Source organism: Anaerolineales bacterium (assembly GCA_016928575.1).
GTDB lineage: Bacteria > Chloroflexota > Anaerolineae > Anaerolineales > RBG-16-64-43 > JAFGKK01.
The window spans coordinates 1-18,748 of sequence record JAFGKK010000026.1 but is presented as its reverse complement, the minus strand read 5'-3'; the positions used below and the strand labels follow the sequence as shown (position 1 = coordinate 18,748).

At 62.4% G+C, this 18,748-nt stretch carries 19 protein-coding genes; 4 read left to right on the top strand and 15 right to left on the bottom strand.

The window, feature by feature from the left end:
- Positions 1-117: 117 nt before the first annotated feature.
- The 6 genes from JW929_04135 to JW929_04110 all read right to left on the bottom strand — a co-directional run bounded on the left by JW929_04135 (position 118) and on the right by JW929_04110 (position 5,264).
- Entirely contained in the window at positions 118-879 is a 762-nt protein-coding gene (locus JW929_04135) for a hypothetical protein (protein ID MBN1438578.1), read from the bottom strand.
- Positions 880-934: 55 nt separating this feature from the next.
- Positions 935-1,738: a hypothetical protein gene (locus JW929_04130; GenBank protein ID MBN1438577.1), complete on the bottom strand. Its 804-nt coding sequence runs from the start codon at positions 1,736-1,738 to the stop codon at positions 935-937.
- A gap of 158 nt (positions 1,739-1,896) precedes the next feature.
- On the bottom strand, positions 1,897-2,691 hold the full coding sequence (locus JW929_04125; protein ID MBN1438576.1) for a hypothetical protein: 795 nt from the start codon (positions 2,689-2,691) through the stop codon (positions 1,897-1,899).
- An 84-nt stretch (positions 2,692-2,775) separates the two neighbouring features.
- Positions 2,776-3,609, bottom strand: a complete 834-nt coding sequence (locus tag JW929_04120; protein MBN1438575.1) for a hypothetical protein — start codon at positions 3,607-3,609, stop codon at positions 2,776-2,778.
- Between the two features lie 32 nt (positions 3,610-3,641).
- Positions 3,642-4,454 carry a hypothetical protein gene (locus JW929_04115; GenBank protein MBN1438574.1) on the bottom strand — a complete coding sequence of 271 codons (813 nt, stop codon included), beginning with the start codon at positions 4,452-4,454 and terminating at the stop codon, positions 3,642-3,644.
- A gap of 141 nt (positions 4,455-4,595) precedes the next feature.
- Entirely contained in the window at positions 4,596-5,264 is a 669-nt protein-coding gene (locus tag JW929_04110; protein ID MBN1438573.1) for a histidine phosphatase family protein, read from the bottom strand.
- A 300-nt stretch (positions 5,265-5,564) separates the two neighbouring features.
- Between JW929_04110 and JW929_04105 the strand changes: the two genes are divergently transcribed.
- The 4 genes from JW929_04105 (at position 5,565) to JW929_04090 (ending at position 9,225) form a co-directional block, all read left to right on the top strand.
- The gene (locus JW929_04105) at positions 5,565-6,227 is read left to right on the top strand and encodes a hypothetical protein (protein ID MBN1438572.1); all 663 of its coding nucleotides are present in this window, start codon (positions 5,565-5,567) and stop codon (positions 6,225-6,227) included.
- Positions 6,211-6,561: a transcriptional regulator gene (locus JW929_04100; protein MBN1438571.1), complete on the top strand. Its 351-nt coding sequence runs from the start codon at positions 6,211-6,213 to the stop codon at positions 6,559-6,561. Before JW929_04105 ends, JW929_04100 begins: the two co-directional genes overlap by 17 nt.
- 164 nt (positions 6,562-6,725) lie before the next feature.
- Positions 6,726-7,574, top strand: a complete 849-nt coding sequence (locus JW929_04095; protein ID MBN1438570.1) for a CPBP family intramembrane metalloprotease — start codon at positions 6,726-6,728, stop codon at positions 7,572-7,574.
- A gap of 109 nt (positions 7,575-7,683) precedes the next feature.
- Positions 7,684-9,225 (top strand): serine/threonine protein kinase, encoded by a 1,542-nt coding sequence (locus tag JW929_04090; GenBank protein ID MBN1438569.1) that lies wholly within the window; start codon positions 7,684-7,686, stop codon positions 9,223-9,225.
- 71 nt (positions 9,226-9,296) lie between these two features.
- Here JW929_04090 and JW929_04085 read toward each other — a convergent pair whose 3' ends face one another.
- The 9 genes from JW929_04085 to JW929_04045 all read right to left on the bottom strand — a co-directional run.
- Positions 9,297-9,845: a hypothetical protein gene (locus JW929_04085; protein MBN1438568.1), complete on the bottom strand. Its 549-nt coding sequence runs from the start codon at positions 9,843-9,845 to the stop codon at positions 9,297-9,299.
- 145 nt (positions 9,846-9,990) lie between these two features.
- Positions 9,991-10,566, bottom strand: coding sequence for a hypothetical protein (locus JW929_04080; protein ID MBN1438567.1), 576 nt, complete (start codon positions 10,564-10,566; stop codon positions 9,991-9,993).
- Positions 10,567-10,629: 63 nt separating this feature from the next.
- Positions 10,630-11,241: an SET domain-containing protein gene (locus JW929_04075; GenBank protein MBN1438566.1), complete on the bottom strand. Its 612-nt coding sequence runs from the start codon at positions 11,239-11,241 to the stop codon at positions 10,630-10,632.
- A gap of 60 nt (positions 11,242-11,301) precedes the next feature.
- Positions 11,302-11,466, bottom strand: coding sequence for a hypothetical protein (locus JW929_04070; GenBank protein MBN1438565.1), 165 nt, complete (start codon positions 11,464-11,466; stop codon positions 11,302-11,304).
- Positions 11,467-11,483: 17 nt separating this feature from the next.
- Positions 11,484-12,329 (bottom strand): hypothetical protein, encoded by an 846-nt coding sequence (locus tag JW929_04065; GenBank protein ID MBN1438564.1) that lies wholly within the window; start codon positions 12,327-12,329, stop codon positions 11,484-11,486.
- A 102-nt stretch (positions 12,330-12,431) separates the two neighbouring features.
- On the bottom strand, positions 12,432-14,087 hold the full coding sequence (locus tag JW929_04060) for a hypothetical protein (GenBank protein ID MBN1438563.1): 1,656 nt from the start codon (positions 14,085-14,087) through the stop codon (positions 12,432-12,434).
- A 455-nt stretch (positions 14,088-14,542) separates the two neighbouring features.
- Positions 14,543-15,994, bottom strand: coding sequence for a hypothetical protein (locus tag JW929_04055; protein MBN1438562.1), 1,452 nt, complete (start codon positions 15,992-15,994; stop codon positions 14,543-14,545).
- Positions 15,995-16,331: 337 nt separating this feature from the next.
- Entirely contained in the window at positions 16,332-17,204 is an 873-nt protein-coding gene (locus tag JW929_04050) for a hypothetical protein (GenBank protein ID MBN1438561.1), read from the bottom strand.
- 459 nt (positions 17,205-17,663) lie between these two features.
- Positions 17,664-18,748, bottom strand: a 1,085-nt coding sequence (locus JW929_04045) for an ATP-binding protein (GenBank protein ID MBN1438560.1), incomplete at its 5' end; no start/stop codon positions are given.

Here is an 18,748-nt window from a genome sequence, read left to right as displayed (position 1 = left end):
GCGGGTTAATCGGGGACCCGGGGCATGCGTTCCGGAAGTCACTCCAGCGGTTCCTGGATGCCCGATACGATCACTCGGGCATGACGATCATCCCCGAGCGGGTTAATCGGGGACATCCTAGGCCGCTTCGGGCGATCGGACCTCGAAGTTGTCGAAGATGACTTCGATCGAATCCCCGGCTTTGTAGAGGATGATCCCGACCCCGGCTTTGCCCTCCGCGGCTTCGCTGTCGCGGGCGTCGTCCACCTGATCCCCGTTAAGGTAAAGCGTGAATTGGCCGCCCTCCGCCTTGACCGCCATTTGGTTCGGTTCGCCGACGAGGATCCGTGAGGAGTAGGTCCACAGGGTCAGGACCGTCGGTTCGCCGCTCGGATTTTTAATAAACCCGTATCCGCCCTGCAGGGAACTGATGCTGAAGAAATAGCGGCTGCTCGGATTCTCGCGGACGACCAACCCGTATTCGGCGGTTTTGGTCCCGCCCCGCTGATCGGCCTTCACGGAGACGTAGGCGTCGGCATAGTCCTTCATCGGCGGGATGCAATACCAGATCAGCGGCTTCTTGGCGGTGAGTTTGATGTAATACTTCCCGCCGAGGATCGCCAGCGTGCCGCGGGCGTATTCGTTGTTCATCTCCCCGGTCTGCCAGTCGTCGGACGCCTCGTCGAAGGAATCGTAGTAGGCCAGCGGCCATTCGGTGGGCGGAACGGTCGGCGTCGGCGACGGGGTTTCGGTCGGGGTGGGGGTTTTCAGGGTGGTCCAGGTGGGGGAAGGCTCCTTGGGCAGGAGCGAGCCGGCGCCGCAGGAGGTCAGCGGCGCCGACAGCGCGGCAAAGATCAGCGCGCCAATCCACAACCGGACCAGGCGGGATTTCTTTTGCATGGTGCGGTCCTTTCTTTTCCCCGGGCTTGGGGGAGATGGAAGGGAGTCTCCGGATTTACCTGGGAGCTCTCAGATCGAAATTGTCGAATTCCAAGTGGATTTTGTCCCCGACTCCCGGAATTCCGAAACCGATGCCGGATTTGCCCCTCTTGATCGCGTCGTCCTCGAACGAAAAAACTTCTTCTCCGTTGATGAAAATTGTAAAGTACGGCCCCTGAGCCAGGACTGCAAGCCGATTGACGCCTTCCGGTTCAATCAAATTGGACCGGGTCCATCCGACGATCGCCTGCCAATCCCCGTTGTCAAGGAGGTCCGCACGGTACTTTTTGGAGACAGCGTTTATGGTAAGGCTGTAAAAGCCCGATGAACTGCTTCGGAAGACCAAACCGTATTCCGCTTCTTGCGGCCCCGCGATCATCTCCACCTCCAAAGAGAGGAGAAAATCCTCAACATTGCCGTAATTCGACAATAACCTCGAAAAGAACGGTTTTTTTGTCGTGCATTGAACGACGTATTTCCCGCCGGTGATGGAAAGGGTCGATTCGGCATATTCATCCTCGTCGGATCCCGTCGGCCACCCGCCTTGATCGTCGTCGAAGGTGTCGGAGAACACGACCGGCCACTCCGTGTAGGAGACGGTCGGCTTGGCGGTTTTGGTGGGCGTGAGCGTGGCGGTGGGCGTGTCGGTGGGCGTGGCGGTCGGGGTGGCGGTCAGCGTGACGGTCGGGGTGCTGGTGGCGGTGGGAGTCGGGGTGGGCGCCAGAAAGGGGACGGCCGAGCAGGCCAGCGAGAGCAACCACAATCCGATCAGCGGAACGGGGAGGAAGGAAAGGCGGCGAATCCGGTCGACCTGCGCCATGGGCGGTCTCCTTTTACGTGTCGTGTGCGAAGCCAGGGTATTTATATATCATTGTGGCCGGCAATGCAAAGCGTCCACGGAGCTTATCCTTGGCGCGCGGTTCGGCCTGGGAGACGCCCCGAAGGGCATGGAAAGCGCGCCGTAAAGCGCGAGCTGCGCTAAGGTTCTCGGACGACGAAATTATCGAACTCGATTTCCAGGTATTGGCCGCCCGAGGGGATGGTGACGCCGACCCCGACTCTTCCGGAATAAATGGTGTCTTCCTCGAACGAATCGACCTGCTTGCCGGTCAGAAACACCGCAAAGCTTGTGATGTATGCCGCAATCGCCAGGTTGTTGGCGCGGTCCGGAGCGATCGAACCGTCGTGTTTCCAGCCGATCATCCTGAACCATTTGCCGCCGCGGAAGGCGAGAACCGCGTAATACCGAGCCGAAGCGTTGATCGCAAAGTAATAATAAGAATTCTGCCAGGCGCGGATCACCAATCCGTAGTCGGCGCCCGGCGGCGCCCGGTTCACCTTCACGTCCACGGACACGTAGTAGTCCGGGATCGGAATGCTTGTGGAGTGGGCGGTGAACCGCCAATGCAGGCCGCGTTTGGAACTTATCTTCAGTAGGTATTTTCCGCCGACGATGGAGATATCCGCCGTGCAATACTCGTCGTCGGTATGTCCGGTGTGCCAAATGCCATCGTAGAGGTCGAAGGTCTCGTTGATGCTCACCGGCCACTCCGTGCAAGAGACGGTCGCCGCGGCGGTCTGGGAGGGGGCGAGCGTGGCGGCGGGTGTGGCGGTCGGGCTGGGGGGCGGCGTGACGGTCGGGGTGCGGGTCGCGGTCGGCGTCGGGGTCGGCGCCGGAAAGGGGAGGGCCGAGCAGGCCGGCGGGAGCAGGCACAACCCCGTCAGCAGCACCGGGAGGATCGGGAAGCGGCGGATCCGGTCGGCCTGTGTCATCGGCAGTCTCCTGGGATGCAACGACGCGATCAACATTTGCCGGGTCCTTGCCAAGACGCACGATGGCCGGAAGCGGCCGATGCATCAATCCCGAGGAGCCCTGAGTTCGAAATTATCGAATTCCAATTCCATCCGGTCGCCGGCGGCGTACATGGAAAATCCCAAGCCTGCCAAGCCGCGCGAAAGCGTGTCGTCCTCGGCCTCGTCCACCTCCACGCCGTTGATAAAGAACACGAACCGGGAGCCTTGGGCGAGGACCTCCAGGCGGTTGGCGCCGGTTTTCTGGATCCTGGAGGAATAAGTCCAGCCAATCAGTACCGTCCATTGATCTTCGTCATAGATGGAAAACTGGTATTTCTGAATATCGGGGGTGATGGCGAAGTGATAATGGTTCGTCTGCGCATCCCGCAAGACCAGTCCGAAATTAACATGGGGGGAGCCGGAAATTAAATTCGCCTCTGCGGAAATCAGTACATCCTTTTCGGTCTGCAGCCCCGGTGTAAGCCACCAGAAGAACGGCTTTTTTGCGGTCAGGCGAATGAGGTATTTTCCCCCGGCGATGGTCAGGCTTCCCTGCATGTACTCGTCGTTCTTTTCCCCCGTATACCATCCGCCGTCTTCGTCGTCAAACGAATCGGAATAGACCACCGGCCATTCCGCATAAGGCGTGGTCGGGGTGAAGGTCCGGGTCGGCCTTCGGGTGGGTGTCGGGGTTTCCGTGGGGGTTGCGGTGTCGGTGGGGGTCGGCGTGGAGGTCGGGGTGCTGGTGGCGGTGGGCGTCGGGGTTGGCGCCAGGAAGGGGATAGCCGAGCAGGAAAGCGAAGAAATCACCAGCACCGACGCGGCCCGGACAGCCGTGAGGCGCCCTCGCCGGAAGAAGCATTGCGATGCCCGGGTTTGCCTGCGCAGTGGGCGCACCGTTTTCCTTCCGCCGCCGGATCCGCGATCGGCTATTTCGGGGCCCGCACGAAGTAATTGTCGAATTCGATTTCCAAATACTGATCGGCGCCCTCCATATCCACGGCGATTCCGACCCCGCCGTTTTGTACCGTGTCGTCGGTGAACGAATTCACTTCCTGCCCGTTGAGGAACAGCGTGAACTTGGGTCCCTGGATCAAGGCGGCCAGCTGGATAACGCCTGCCGGATCGATCAGGGAGGAGGATGTCCAATTCTGAATTGTGGTCCATTGTTTGTCGTATACATACATCGCATATTGTTTCGATGCGGCGTTGATCGCGTAATAATAATACTGCTTGTCGTTGGACCGGAACACCAGGCCGTAATGGCTGTCTTCCGGGGACCTGTTCCTCTTCACATCGGCGGAAACGTAAAAATCGGAAAGGTTCTTGGCGGGCGCGAGGATCCGCCAGAGGAAGGCCTGCTTGGAGGATATCTTGACCAGGTATCTTCCGCCGACGATCGCAATATCCCCCGTGAGATACTCGTTGTCGCTTTTGCCCGTCTTCCACAATCCAGTATCGGCGTCAAACGTATCGGAGAAGACCACCGGCCACTCTTGGTAGGAGAGGGTGGGTTCGGGGCTGGGGGTGGGAGTCGCCACGTCGGTCGGGGTCGGAGTGTCGGTGGAGGTCGGCGTGGCGGTCGGGGATTCGGTCGCGCTGGGAGCGACGGTGGGGGCGACGGTGGGGGTGGCCGTGGGAGGCGCGAAGGACATGCCCGAGCAGGCCAGGGTGATCAGCCACAAACCGATCAGAGCGGCGGGGAGGAAGGACAGGCGGCGGATCCGGTTGGATCGCGGCATGGGTTTCTCCTGGAGTGCGGTTTTCGGTACTATATTCGATAATCGGGGAATTGGCAAAGACGCCAAGATCCATAATCGGCGCGGAAGGCGGCGCGGCCGCTTGGCCCCGGTCCGCACGAATGGCGATTGCGATGTGAAGGCTTACCCCTCCGGATCCCCCTCCCGCAATCCTTTGCGCGCCGCTTCGCGGACGCTCGAAGCGTCGTTTACCAGGATGATCCGCCAGGCGGCGGATGCGCGCTCGACGACGGTGACGGAGGCGTTTTCGATCGCCGGGACGCGGCCGCGGTCCGCCCAGGTCAATCCGAGCGCATGCAGGAGGACGGCGCGGATGCAGCCGCCGTGGGTGACCGCGCAGACGGTTGCGCCGGGATGTTTTTCGGCGGCCGATTCCATCCAACCCAACACCCGCCGCAGAAAGCCGGCGAAGGTTTCGCCGCCGCCGCGGGGGAAATCCACGTTGCTCTCCAGCTGGCGCCACTCGTCGGGGTAGGCCTCGGCGATCTCGGCGCGCGTTTTTCCGGACCAGCGGCCGAGGTCGATCTCGCGCAGGGCGGGCGCGGCGGCGGGCGCCAGCCCGAGCGCGCCGCCGATCGCGGCGGCCGTCTCCCAGGCGCGCTTCAAGTCGCTCGAATACAGGGCGTCGAACCGGACGCCTTCCTCGGTTAGGCGGCGCGCCAGGCGCGCAGCTTGCGCGCGCCCCGCCGCGCTGAGCGGCACGTCGAAGTGGCCCTGCCAGCGGCCGGTGACGTTCCACTCGGTTTCGCCGTGGCGGATGAGGTAGACGACGGAGTTGGTCGTTTTTCCCAAAGGTTTTCTCCAAAAATTGGATTGTTTTTGTCGGGAAACAGTTCTCCGGTTATTCTACTAAACGTCGAAAGATCATACCCAAGAATCCTGCCCCCCAGTCTCTTCAGCCGAAATCAGCACCGCTTTGGATTTTTCTGCAGTCTTTTTGAACGCCCTGTAGAAAATCTTCTGGACGCTGTTTGGCATGGAATGGACCACTTTTATCGATTTCTCAAAATTGCCTCTTGACATATCGGAATCAATATTTATAATGAGAAGCACTTTATAACATAAAGTAATCTAAAATAAGGAGCATTTCTCGTGGGCAAGCTAAACGAATTGGGCGCTGTGGAGGTCATTAAAGAAAGGGTCCAGAAGTTGTACATGTACCAAATCGGAGTCCTGTCCCTCCCGCTTGGGCTGTTGTGGCTTGGGTTGGGAAGCGGCGGTCTTATCGATGTGCTGGAGCGGCGGGTTGCGCTGTTCGCCGACCCGAACTACAGCCTGATCCTGCATCTGGGGCAGGCCCTGGTCATGTTCGTCATGATGATTGTCGCGGGCGCCGCCGGATACGCGCTGTATTCGTCCTACTCCGGCAAATTCGGGGCGTGGGCTCCGTACTTTGGGGTGCCCAGAAAATACTGGGTTGTGGTGGCGTTCTTCGTAATCCTGTTCGCCGCCGTCGTGATCCTGCACTGCTGGCTGGAGCCGGTGTTTCCCTGGCTGGGAGCGGCCGTCGGATTGTCGTATGCGCTGCAGGGTTTGCTGGATAAACCCAAGCGCTGGTACTACCCGGCGGTCGCCCTGACGCTGGCGGCCGTCTCGTTCCTGCCCTTGCTGTCCGGAGCGGACGGCACCTGGACCCGCGCCGTTTGCTTCCTGACCTTCGGGTTGACGTTGGTCTTCCTCGGATGGCTCGATCATGTCAACCTATTCCGGATTCACCGATCGCTCCCGGAGGCGGCCGATGGAACAACCGTATAAGGCGCTGGCCGACCTGGACCGGCTGATACACGACCCGGCCCGGCTGTCGATCCTCACCATCCTGCAAAAAGCCGCCTACGCCGATTTCCTCTTCCTGCAACGGGTGACCGGGCTGACGCCGGGCAACCTTTCGGGCCATCTGACGAAACTGGAGGAAGGGGGAATGGTGCGGGTGGAGAAGCAGTTCGTCGGCAAGAAACCGCGGACGGTCGTGCGGCTGACCGGCAAGGGGCGCGAGGCGATCGACCGGCACTGGCGGAACCTGGAGACGCTGCATAAGCGGGCGCAAGATTGGCAGCCGGAGGATACCGATCCGGGAGCGGAAAAAGATTAATCGTCCGTCCCCCGCCTCCGGCTTCCTCCGTCCCGCGGGACGGAGGAGGATAAACCGGAAAATCCGCCGGGGGAGAATGAGCTCGACCGGATCGGGGAGGCGGGTGCCGGGCCGGATTTCCACAACCACGAAGAGAAAAACACTCGCAAGTAACTGGAGGAAAGATGGAATCTGCTAGTGAACCGACGCAACCGAAATACCAATGGCGGACTCTGATCCTGTTCGGCCTGCTGGCCATCCCGGCCGCGCTGGCGGTCCTGCCCTACTCGATCGCGATCGGCGGATCGGAACTGACCGCCCCGGTTCCGGAGGGATCAACCCTCGCCCCGGAGGCGATGCAAACCATCGTCCTGGCGGTGATGGCCGCCTTCACGCTGGGCCAGGCTCTGCTGATTAACGTCCCGCTGACGGCGCTGGGGCTGCTCTTCGCCAAATGGACCGGACTGGATGCTCCCTACATACGCGCGCTGCTGTACCGGCTGCCCGGCCCCGGCCGCTTCGGGCGCGCCCTGCTGATCGGCCTCGCAACCGGCGCGGCCGCGGGCGGTTTGTTGTTGGTGTTGAGCCAATTTATCTTCGGTCCGGTGATGGAACAAAGCATCGCCGCGGCGGGGGTCACGCTCCCGGACATCCGCTGGTCGTGGTGGGAAGGACTTCTGGCCTCGGCCGGCGCGGGTTTCAACGAGGAGGTCCTGCTGCGGCTGTTCCTGCTCAACGGACTGGCCTGGCTGGGCGGGGCGCTGTTTGGAAAAAAGAGCGGCCGCCCGGCGGCGGCGGTGCTGTGGGCGGCCAACGTCCTCAGCACGCTGGTCTTCGGCGCGCTCCACATTCCCAACCTGATGCTAATCGGCGTGCCGGTGGATGCGGCGACCGTCCTGTCCACGCTGGCGATGAACGGGATGATCGGACTGCTGTTCGGCTGGCTGTACTGGCGCTACGGGCTGGAAAGCGCGATCGCTTCGCACTTTGCGGCGGACGTCGTGCTGAAGGTGATCCTGGTGTTTTTTCTCTAGGCCCTTGCCGGCAAAGCGAAAAGACCGGGTCGGTCTCCAAACCGGCTCGGTCTTTTTCATGTACAATACTTGGCGTTCGCCAACCTACAATCCTCCCCTCGAGGTCGATATGCCCAATCGCGTCGGAACCACCGTCGGGAAATATAAACTGCTGGAACTCCTCGGCCGCGGCGGCATGGCGGAAGTTTACAAGGCCCGCCATCCCACCCTCGGCCGCGAGGTCACGGTGAAGATCCTGCATCCGCACCTGGCTGAGGGGGAGGGGTTTCTGGCCCGCTTCGAGCGCGAAGCCAAGGCGGTGGCCGCGATGCGCCATCCCCGCATTGTCCAGATCTTCGATTACGAAGCGACGGAAGACGCCAACTACATGGTGATGGAATTCATCGACGCCGGGACATTGCAGGACCGGGTCGCGGCGCTGGCCAAGGAAGGCAGGGGCCTTTCCGTCCGGGAAGCGCTCTCGATCCTCCGCCAGGTGGCCGAGGCGCTGGATTACGCGCACGGGCGCGGAATCCTCCACCGCGACGTCAAACCTTCCAACATCCTGCTGGATTCCTCCGGCGGCGCGTTCCTGACGGATTTCGGCATCGCCCGCATCCTCAGCGGGGCGCAATTCACCGCCACCGGCGTGATGATCGGTACGCCGACCTACATGTCTCCGGAGCAAGGGACCGGCGAGGAACTGACGGCGGCGAGCGACCTGTATTCGCTGGGCGTGATCGCATTCGAGCTGTTGACCGGCAGGGTGCCCTTCAGCGCGGAAACCACCCCGTTGGCGGTGATCCACAAACACATCCATGAGCCTCCGCCCGGCTTGCGCGCCGTCCGGAAGGACCTGCCCGCCGCGGCGGAGGATGCGGTGCTGAAAGCGCTGGCGAAGAAACCCGGAGAACGGTTCAAGAGCGCCGGGGAGTTCGCCCGCGCGTTGGAGAAAGCCCTGCCCGAGGGCGTCCTCAAAACGGTCGACGGAGGGGGGCAGAAGCAGCCTGCGCCCGTTTCCGCCCAATCGACGATGGCGATGGAAGTAGAACCCGTTCCGAGCCGGACGCAGATGCCCACCGAGGTGATGGAGACGCCGCCGGAACTCAACATACAGGGGATCCCCGACCCCGCCCGTCGGGAAGGGGCGGCGGAAGCCGTCCCGGCCGAGGAAGCGGAACGGCCGCCGAAGCTCGGGAAGATCAAAACGGCCGAAGCCAAACCGCCGGCGCCGGCCGGCGGGGTCAAGCCGGCCGCGGAAACGCTGATGGCTTCGATGCGGGGGATCCTGAACACGCGCCGGGGGCGGATCGCCGCCGCCGTCGTTGCGGCCGCGATCGTCCTTGCCGCCGGATGGTGGATCCTTTCCGGCGGGATCTCTTCACTGACTTGCGTATCGGTGGAGTCGTGCATCGCTCAGGCTCAGGAACTGAGGGAGCGCGGCGACTTGGCCGGATTTATCACTCTGATGGAGGCCGCCGCCGGCCGCGTTCCCGGCGACGAGCATCCGCCCAACGCCGGGATCTGGTGCGACATCGGCGATGCCGAGCGGGAGTTGAGCCGGATGGACGCCGCCCGGGAGAGTTACACCCGGTGCATCGAGTGGACCGAAGGAATCCCCGAGTTCCAAGATGTCCGCACCCGGGGAGAGGAAGCCCTGCAGGGATTGTGACGGGCGTGTCGAGAGGGTGTTGGACAAGCTTGGCGAAGCAATCTCCTTCTTTTTCGTCATGACCGTTTCCATTACCCCTTTAAATTCTTGATAATATCCTCTTCCGTGCCTTCGCTTTTCTTCTTTACATCCGAACCGGTAATTACGGAGTTGTTGTGAGGGTTCACCGCTTCCTGTATCCGGAATTGGATCTTCGCACCGTTGTCTTCCGCGCCGCGTTCCAGCGCGGACGGTTCGCCTTCGCCGGGAGCCGGGCCCCGTTCCAACTCCTCGGGCGCAGGCAGTGGAACCTCGCCGGCCTTATCGGATGACCGATCGGCGCCTTTTCCATCGAGTGTGAAGGCGGGTATCGGGCGCTCTCCTTTGCCGTCCAATTGCGCGCCGGAGGCATCCTCCGGCCGCGGGATGGGGAGCGGCGTCGCGCCCCGGTTCTCCGCGGATCCCTCAATGATGGTTGCGAGCGCGCCCTGGATCGCCTCCGCCTCCCGGTATTCGCCGGTCCCTTCGACCGCCGCTTCCGGTTCGAACGTGGCGTCGTCCAATCGGCGTTGTGTTTCCAGTTCCTTCGATTCGCCGGCGCCTTCGGACCGGCCGGTATCGAGTTCCATTTTTCCGCTCATGCGTCACGCTCCCGTTCCTTCAGATGTTAATGGTGGGGTTGCGGTCCGTCAAGCCTTCCCCCCCCCGGACGCCGGATTACCGGGCGCCATATCCGGTCCGGCGGCCTGCCGTCTCGGCGGCGATTTCCCCATCCTCCGCCGCAGGTTATCGGATGTTCTTTATCGCCTCTTTTCCACTGGGATGCTTGCCCTGCTGGATATTCGATTGAGTCGCCGGGGATTTTTTATCCTTCTGTGCCTGCGCCATTTGCCGCAGATCCTCTTCATCCACGGCGTTCTTGGCTTCCATTCCCGGCGCGGACGATCCGGCTTGGCCGGGTGCGCCGCCGGATTGCGTTTCCCGGGGCGCTGCCAACGCGGCCTCTCCGGCGATGCCGGGAGATGGGACGGCGCCTTGGCCGTCCAGGGTGAAGGTCGGGGAAGGCCGTCCGCGCTTGCCGTCTACCTGCACCTCAACGGCATCCTCCGGCGGTTTCCCGGGTTCGGCGGCGTCCGCGGGACGCGGGATGGGGAGCGGCGTCGCGCCCGGGACTTTTCCGCCGCCGATGACGGCGGACACGAACTCGCCCTGGATCGCCTCCGCCTCCCGGAAGTCGCCGGCCCGTTCGACCGCCGCGGCCGGTTCTTCCGTAACGTCGTCCAACCGGCGCATCGCCTCCCGGTCCTCCGGATCGCCGACTCCTTCGTCGCGGCCGGGGTCGAATTCCATTTTTTCCATCATGCGGCACACTCCTTTTCCTGCGATCGAAGATGCCATGGCGAAGACGCCATGGTTCCTGCTCCATCATACCCTTTCCGCCGGGACCAGCGCGCGCCCGGGATACGGGATCAGTTTGCTGTCCGCCGGGATGACATGGAACGGTGAATCCTCCGCAACCTCACCGACCGGGTAATCACGACGGTAACGGGAACCGTAATAGGCATAGATTTCCTCGCCCGCCCGCACCGCGTTCTGCAGCCACACCTCGAACCGTGCGCGTACGCGGTTGTAGGCGAAGACGGCGTTGGCGGCGCAGCCCGGGGGAGGCTCGTTGACCAACCCGGCGAGGTGGTTCGTAAATTCCGGCAGCAACTCGCCGTTTTCGTCCGATGGATCGAGCAGGAACCCCGGCTCCATGCGCTCGAGGCTGAAGGTCATGCGGTTGAGCGTCCATTTCGCCGCCTCGAGGGATACGGCGTGCCGGTCGGCGTAGGCTTTCACCTTCCGGCGCCATTCTTCCATCCGGATCCGGCGCCCGGGATACGTACCTATGAACAGGGCGCACTCCGCCTGCGCCACCGGGCGCCTGGCGAACACGCCGCGCATCGGGCGCGCGTTATGCACCGCCCGCCGGATTTCGAAATCTCGGCTGTTGGAATGAACCTCCGCGGGAAAAACAAAATACGAAAAAGGCATAGCGAACTCCTCCGGCCGGTGCCTGCGGTCGAAGCCGGATTTTCCCGTTCCGCCCGCCGGTCATTTCCCGGCGGCGGAATCAACGTCGCCGGCGTCTTTCTGTTTCCGCCGTTTGAGCTGTTCGTTGTCGGATGGATCGACTGCCTGGCCGGAGGGAGCATCCTTCGGCAACGGGATCGGCAAAGGCAGGCTGTCGGCTTCTCCGCGGTAACGGGCATCCGGCACAATGTCGTTCTCCGGTTTCAGAGCCGGTCCGGTCTTCGCTCTTTCCACGCCCGACAGGGAAGCGATTCCGGAAGGATATCGGTTTCTCCGCCGGAACCGGCATGCGGCATCATGTCGTTCTCGGGAATCAGCGCCGGCCCGGATTTTTCTCCGGGGAGGAAAACCGGGATGGTGCGGATCTCGTCTGCGGCCGCGTTTTCGGGCCCGGGAAGGTTGATCGGGGTGGCTTCATGCTTCCCTCCGCCGCCTGCGGTTGCTTGATCCAGGTCGCCGCGGATCTTCGGCATCCGGTCGCGGAGGCTGCCGGATTCCGGTGCCTTCATCATCGCATCCGGATGGGGGTTGTGATCGAGGTTGGGCGGTTCGGGCGGATGGCCTTCTTCTTCCTCCTCCGGTTGAACCCTCATCTGCGGCAGGGTAATCGGCGTGGCGCCGGCCGGTCCCTCTTTGCCGGGCAGGGGGATCGGAGTGGCGTCGAGGCGGCCGTCGTCCGCATCCGCGGTTATCCGGTCGATGTCGCCGCGGATGGCCGGCAGGCTTCCCTTCACGATGCTGTCCTCCGGACGCGGGATGGGCTGGGGGGTGACTCCGGTGTCCCGGGCCGATGCGGTCGAGTCGACCAGCGCGGTCGGCGCCGTTTGGACCGCTTCGGCCTGCTGGAAGTCGCCGGTTTGTTCGATTTGTGCCAACGGCTCGAACGTGGCGTCGTCCAGCGTTTGCCGACCGGCGCCTTCGGGCGTTTCGCCGCCTTCGCGGGCTTCGAGTGGGGGTTGTCGTGGATTATCCGTCGTCCACTCTCCGGAAAGGATTTCTTTGTGTACTAAGGTGCTGAAAACGACCTTTTCCAATATCTTTGCGAGCATGTCCTCGCGGAGCGGGGGCGGCCGGAGGGAGCGAAGCCCGTCCCGGAACCCCCGGCGGGCGGGCCGGGGCAATCTCCTTCTTCTGGAAACAGAGCGATCGGTTCACCCCTCTTTCCCGGCCGCCTCCGATTTCTTCCCGGGATCGGGCGAGGGCGGGTCGGTGACCAGCTCGGCGCCGGACTTGGGCGCGGAGTGAGCCAGCTTGGCCTTGTGCTCCAAGGTCCGTTTGATCGCTTTCTCGTGCTCTTCGCTCAGCATGCCGCCGCCCTGCGCGCCGGCGGCGTGCTCTTCGGGATAGTTCGAGATCTGGCCCGAGTCGAACTTCGGGTTCATCCGGTCGTAGTCCATCTGCTCGCTGAGCGGCCGGCTGGGATCCTTGCCGTGTCGCATTTCCTCATCCGAGTTCTTGCTGGAAGGTTCATAGTACGTGTATCCCGTCACGCCGTTTTCGTTCCACGTCACGAAGAAATGATTTCCGCCGCCGCAGTTGACATCGATCGAACCTTCGTGTCCGAGACCGGGGCCGGCTTTCATGGCGCCCGCTTTGGTTTTCTCACAGCCATACTCCGACGTCATCTTGTCGCTGTAGGTTACTTTTCCATCCGGACCGACGACCGCCGTCACCATGGTTACTTTTCCACCCGATTGGGATTGGCCTGATTTGCCTGATTGGCCCGCCGGCTTGCTCTGACCGCTGGTCTTGCCCGAGCTGGGCGTTTTGGGTTTTTGCGCGCCGCCCGCGCTGGTATCCGCCCACTGATTGGGGCCTTTTCCGGGCGGGAAGGGACTCTGCCAGCCCGGGATCCCGGGTGCCGGACCGGTGCGCATGCCCGCATCGTTTTTCAACTCCGCGGGGCCGCCCTCGAAACCCTGCAACCCCGGCATGCCGTCCATGAACCCTTCCTTGGGTTTCTTTTCGCCCGTTGCGCCGCTGAGCTTTCCTGGGCCGGGGGTCAGGCCGTCGATATCCTCCAGTTTCCCGAGGCCGGCATCCAGGTCTTTCAATTCCTTGTGCAGGATCGGCTTCTCGAATTCCACCGGCGCGCCGGATCCGGCGGGAAAACCGGCCGCCATCTTCCCGTCCAGGCGGTCGGCGTTGGGTGCCTCCCATTTATCCTCGGCCGCCGCCTTGCTCGCCACGGAACCGCCGTTCAACCCGGCGGCTACGGATGCGGCCTGCGGCCCGGGAAGGTTGATCGGGGTGGCTTCCTCCTTACCGCTTGCGGCGGATGTCTGGTCCAGATCGTCGCGGATCTTGGGCATCCGCCCTTGCAGGCTGGCGTCTTCCGATGCCTTGAGCATCTCTTCGGGATAAGGATTGTGATCGAGGTCGGGCGGCTCGGGCGGATGGCCTTCTTCCTCTTCCGGCTGAATCCTCATTTGCGGCAGGGTGATCGGCGTGGCGCCGAGGGGATCCGCTTTTCCCGGCAGGGGGATCGGGGTGGCGTCGTGCCGGACGTCATCTGCGCCGAGGGTTGCCTGGTCTATATCGCCGCGGATAACCGGCAGGCTTCCCATTACACTCCTGTCCTCGGGCCGTGGGATGGGCAGGGGCGTGGCGCCGACATCGCGCGCCGAAGCGGCATCGATCATCGCCACCAGCGCGGTCTGAACCGCTTCGGCTTGCTGCATGTCGCCGGATTGCTCAATAAATGTGCGGGGTTCGAAGGTGGCGTCGTCCAAGGTTTGGACTTCCGCCGCGCGGCGTTCGCCGGTCTCTCTGCCGAGTTCCATGGAGGATTGTCGCGGGTCTGCCATCATGTTTTCTCCTTATTCATCGCCGGGCTTCCCGGCAAGCCGGATGCCGGACCGGCCGGCCGGATCGCGTCGATCCGGTTGGGGAAACCATCTCTTGCCGGGAAAGGGGCAATCTGTCTGGCCCGATTTTTGCCTTCAGGCGCCCCCCTGATTCGGCCGGTCGACCACTCCCATCGCGCCGCCGTCTTTGGTCCCATCTTCCGGTGCCGTCTCTGCCATGCGCGGGTACGATGTCCTGAATCCGTCGCCGCCAACAAAGTACGCTGCGTCCCCGATAATGTGGGTTTGTTGTACACGCCGCGGGTTTCCCCCGGCCGCGGTCTTTCACCCGGCGGGCTTTCCCGCCGCGATTGGCGGAGCGTACCATTTCCGGATAACGCAGAGGGACAAGGATGCCGTTCGATCCCGTTTCCGGCATCCTCGTCGTTCCGCAAGCGGAAGGCGGTGGCAAGCGATTACGCATCTTTTCCGTCAGCGGGTTTTTGGTCGATCGTGCCGCCGCTTGTTCCTTCCTCTTCGGAAAGATTGGCGCTTTTATCCGCATGCCGATTGAGACCGACAGTCGGCTCCGCCGGGTCGATCACCTGATCACGGTATGTGCGGACGCCCCCGCTGAGCGGCGCCTTGCCGCCCTCATAGCCGTAATCGGTCACCTGGCCGGGGTGCTTGGTGAAGAGCACCTGACCGTCTCCCTGGCCGCCCTGACCATACGCCGGATCCTTCACCAGGATTCCGCCCGCTTTGGCTTGATTGATGTCTTCCGCCTTTCCCGGTTTGGTCTGCCCGCCGCCCTGACCTTCATCCGGATGTCCCATCTGTTTCTGGGCGCTGCCTTTCGGCTTTTTCGGATCCGGTGGCTGTTCCGGATCGTCCACCTGTTTGGGTTTGCTGCCGGCACACAGAAGCTGGTCGGCTTGTTCCTTTGAATTGCACGGGTCTTTGCCTTTCTTGTCGGTGGCCTTGCCGCTGATATGGATCGGCCCGACAAGGTCCAATTCCGCCTCGCTGTTCCGGCGGCCGGCTTCCCGGGCTTTCTGATCCCCGGAAAATTTCTTGGCTCCTTCATCGAATGTAAAGTTATAACTGTGGTATCCGCTGTAATACGGCTCGCCGCCGGCTTGAGCGTGATCGAACTTCGGATGGATCGATCCCGGACCGCCGCCCATCTTGCCGGGATCCTTGCTCTCCATCGGATTCCCCATAAGACCCTGGATTTTTTCGACCGTATCGCCCGGGTTCTCCAATCCTTGCGGACCTCCCTCATCGAAAAGGCCGCCCTTGGTTCCGCCGCTTCCTTTCTTCAGCGGGCCGCCGGTTTCGAATGGGTCACCCTGCAATCCGGAATGCCCGCCGCCGCTGAGGATGTCGTTGATCCCATTTGCGGCAGTATTGCCCGGCCTCTCGAACCGGCCGCCGGGAGATTGCGCCCGCTCCTCGGCGTCGATTTGCGCTTCGGGTTTATCGTACTCGAGGCGATCCTGCGGTTGTTCGGCGGGGCGGATTTGCTCGGACCGCTGTTCCTCCGCCGCCGCAACGCGCCGCAAGTCCGGCAGGTCGATCGGAGTGGCGTCGTCGCCGCCGGGAGCATCGCCGCCGGCTGTCGCCTGATCCAGAGCCTGCCCTGAGCTTGGCGTAGGGTCTCCGCGCACTTCCGTTGGTCCGCCCATTCCGCCATCATCCTCGGGTCGCGTCAGCGGAATCGGCGCGGCCTCGGCTTGCTCCACCGCAACGGAGGGTTTGGCCAGCGCCGTTGAAGTGTTCTGAATGGCCTCGGCCTGTTGAAAATCCCCGGTCTGTTCGATGTGGGTGTCGGATTCGAAGGTGGCGTCGTCCAGGGCTTGCTGTTCGGCGCTGCGGACTTCCCCGGATTCCGGCTGTGATTCGATGGGATTTCGATTCTCGTTCATTTTATCTCTCCTTTTTGCATACAGGGTAGAAGATGAAACCGGGAAAAAACCGGTTTGGCGTGAGGAGAGTGGGAATGCTATGGGGGAAGGCCTCACAAAGAATTTTGCTTAAAATCAGGCAAGCCTTTTTTTACTGGACGCCTCCTTTCGGATTGTGAAAAATAAAAAGCTCCTTGAACACGCTTTGGACCGATTACAGGCGGACTGCGCCTTTTGAAAGGTCCTGAGCGGAGTGGGGAGCTTTTGGGATTGTATACTCAGGTTTATTTGGTTGTGAAGTGATTATATAACGCGGACGGGCGTTTGTAAAGCCCTTGGTTGCGACCGGAAGGGCGGATCACCCGCCTTGGATAAACTCCTGGTTGGCCGTCTGAAATGATTGCAATTGGGCGTCCGGAAAGGCTAGGCGCGATTTGGCCATCGATAGCATCAGCAGACAATAAGCCAAGTTGCCCAGATGCTCCCGATGGATATATCCCTGTTGGGATGGCAGGGTTTTCGCCAGATGGGCGGCGGTAAAACCCCATACCGGCCGGAGCGGGGACCGTTCGCTGGCGGGTTTCTGCATTTCGGCTTGCAGCAGCTCCTGCAAACCGCCGAACACCGGCTCGGAGATCAGCGTGAAATACCCGTAGGCGCAGGGCAGGTGGCAATACTGACAGCCCTTCTTGCGGTGCAGACGGTTTTCGGGCAGGGCCCGCCCCGGCAGGCGGGCCACTTTCGTCATTTCCTCCTGGAAACGGGAGAGGTTCTTGGGGCTTTTCTCCGCGGCGGCGGCGCTGTTGACGAGCGCGTTCACCCATTGCGGACTCGGTTCGCGGGTCGCTTCGTGGTACGAGACGATCCGTCGGCAGACTTCGGGGAGAACGGCTCTAAAGTACGCCGCCTCGCTCATCCCGGCCGTATCTGCCAAAGCTTTCCGCAATGGCGCCGTGACCCCGGCAAACCCGGCGACCTCCGCCGGCGGGCAGTAAGAAAGCAGGTAATAATAGGCGATGGTCTTCTTGAGCGCCTCGACGCGTATCGCCGGCGCCGGGACGGCCGCTTGGTGCGCGGTCTTGCGCTTCGGCGCCGCGGTTTTTTGGGGGGAATCCTTCGGTTTTACGGGCGCCGCCTGTTTTCGGGAAGATTTCGATTTCGCCGGCGCGGTTTTTCGGGTGACGGTCTGCTTCGTTTTCGTCCCTTTGGGGGAGTGTTTCTTGGTCGGCATGGGTCGTCTCCTGAGGGCCATTATGAGATCGTCGAAAAAGTCAGGACCGGTGGTCGAGTCCGCCTCGGACAGCCCCACCGGGCGGTCCGGGATAGCCCCGAAAAGGCATATCGAGACCATTCGATCATCAATTATAAGGCTGTAATTGCTCAGCTTCCTGACCTTATTCCTTCCTCACCCCCAACCCCTTCTCCCCTTCCCCCTCTCCGGGTTTATGCCAGGAGAGGGGGAAAGCCTGTCCTCGAGCGTAGCGAGGGGAGGGACGGGGGATAGAGGCGAGGATGGAGGAGGGCAGGATTTCTCGACGACTAGGAACAGCCTGAGCGGGTACAAAAGGCTTATTCATCTGTCAACAGGTGGTCTCGCCTATCCTAACCGGACAGATCAGGGATACGCCAAGACCGCTGCCCCGGCCTCGCCCGCCTGTTTCAGCGATCCCATTATATAGTCAAATCCGGATCAGCGTTTCTTTTTCGCTTTCTGGGCGGGCGTGAATTTTGGTATCGGCGTGTAAAAGATCTTCACCCAGGAAGCCATGTCGTCCTGGACGCCGCAGACGATCGCCTGGCCCACCTTCAGCCGGGCGATCACCCGGGCCTGCTCCTCGCTGAGCGCCATCGCGCCGGCCATCGCCTGGCAGTCGTCCGATGCCACCAGGCGGTGGACGATCTTGAGGTTGGTGTTCTTAAGCGCGTCCGGCACCAGCTTGGAGGGCACCTGGTCGATGATCGCCAAGCCCTGGCCGTAGGCGCGAATCTCGGCCAGGATGTCGGCGAACATCTCGCCCATCTTGGCCTGCGGGTTGGCGTTGTCGGCGGTGTAGTGCGCGGCGCGCAGGATGCGGTGGGCTTCTTCGATGATCGCCAGATGGCGCAGGTCGCGGGATTCGGGCGAGCCCTCGCTCTCGTGCTGGGCTTGGCGGTATTCGTACATGAAGTTCATCAGCAGCGCCATGGTGAAGCATTTGTCGGCGTCGTCGCCCATCTGCTGCAGGTTGATCACCACCGGGCGGTCGAACAGATCCGGCCAGGGGGTGGAGGTGGCGTTGTTGAACAGCGTCCCCTTCCAGCCGCGCATCAGGCTCCCGATCCGCGTGCGCATCGCGGCGGTGATGTTGTCGGTGATGCGCTGTTCGTAGCCCTTGGCGCGCACCAGGCCGGTGATGCGGTTGTTGAGCTGGTCGAGCGTCGGGCACAGCACCTCGGCCGGCGGCAGCTCGTCCGCCAGCCAGCCCTGGCTGTCGTACAGGTCGACCAGCGCCTCCTCGAGGATGACCGGCAAAATCTCGTACATCGGGAAGCTGGCGTTGAAGATCGATTTCAGGCGGTCGAGATGCGGCATCACCTGGGTGATCGCGCCGGGCAGGCGGATGATGTCGAAGGGGTTGAGTTGCAACGACTCCACCGGGCAGCCGCCCCACTCGCTTCGGCCGGGGACGTACACGGCGATCTTGCGCGTATACGTCCCGGCCTGGTTGTAGGCCAGCGCCAGTTGGACGTACTCGTCCTTGGCCGGCTCGATCACCAGGAAGTTGCGCTCCTGCT

What these genes read in the sequence shown, in the direction of transcription:
- JW929_04135 (MBN1438578.1), bottom strand. Translation starts at nt 879, where the DNA reads ATGCAAAAGAAATCCCGCCTGGTCCGGTTGTGGATTGGCGCGCTGATC.
- JW929_04130 (MBN1438577.1), bottom strand. Translation starts at nt 1,738, where the DNA reads ATGGCGCAGGTCGACCGGATTCGCCGCCTTTCCTTCCTCCCCGTTCCG.
- JW929_04090 (MBN1438569.1), top strand. Translation starts at nt 7,684, where the DNA reads ATGCCCAATCGCGTCGGAACCACCGTCGGGAAATATAAACTGCTGGAA.
- JW929_04050 (MBN1438561.1), bottom strand. Translation starts at nt 17,204, where the DNA reads ATGCCGACCAAGAAACACTCCCCCAAAGGGACGAAAACGAAGCAGACC.
- JW929_04065 (MBN1438564.1), bottom strand. Translation starts at nt 12,329, where the DNA reads ATGCTCGCAAAGATATTGGAAAAGGTCGTTTTCAGCACCTTAGTACAC.
- JW929_04115 (MBN1438574.1), bottom strand. Translation starts at nt 4,454, where the DNA reads ATGCCGCGATCCAACCGGATCCGCCGCCTGTCCTTCCTCCCCGCCGCT.
- JW929_04100 (MBN1438571.1), top strand. Translation starts at nt 6,211, where the DNA reads ATGGAACAACCGTATAAGGCGCTGGCCGACCTGGACCGGCTGATACAC.
- JW929_04080 (MBN1438567.1), bottom strand. Translation starts at nt 10,566, where the DNA reads ATGATGGAAAAAATGGAATTCGACCCCGGCCGCGACGAAGGAGTCGGC.
- JW929_04055 (MBN1438562.1), bottom strand. Translation starts at nt 15,994, where the DNA reads ATGAACGAGAATCGAAATCCCATCGAATCACAGCCGGAATCCGGGGAA.
- JW929_04125 (MBN1438576.1), bottom strand. Translation starts at nt 2,691, where the DNA reads ATGACACAGGCCGACCGGATCCGCCGCTTCCCGATCCTCCCGGTGCTG.
- JW929_04095 (MBN1438570.1), top strand. Translation starts at nt 6,726, where the DNA reads ATGGAATCTGCTAGTGAACCGACGCAACCGAAATACCAATGGCGGACT.
- JW929_04085 (MBN1438568.1), bottom strand. Translation starts at nt 9,845, where the DNA reads ATGAGCGGAAAAATGGAACTCGATACCGGCCGGTCCGAAGGCGCCGGC.
- JW929_04075 (MBN1438566.1), bottom strand. Translation starts at nt 11,241, where the DNA reads ATGCCTTTTTCGTATTTTGTTTTTCCCGCGGAGGTTCATTCCAACAGC.
- JW929_04060 (MBN1438563.1), bottom strand. Translation starts at nt 14,087, where the DNA reads ATGGCAGACCCGCGACAATCCTCCATGGAACTCGGCAGAGAGACCGGC.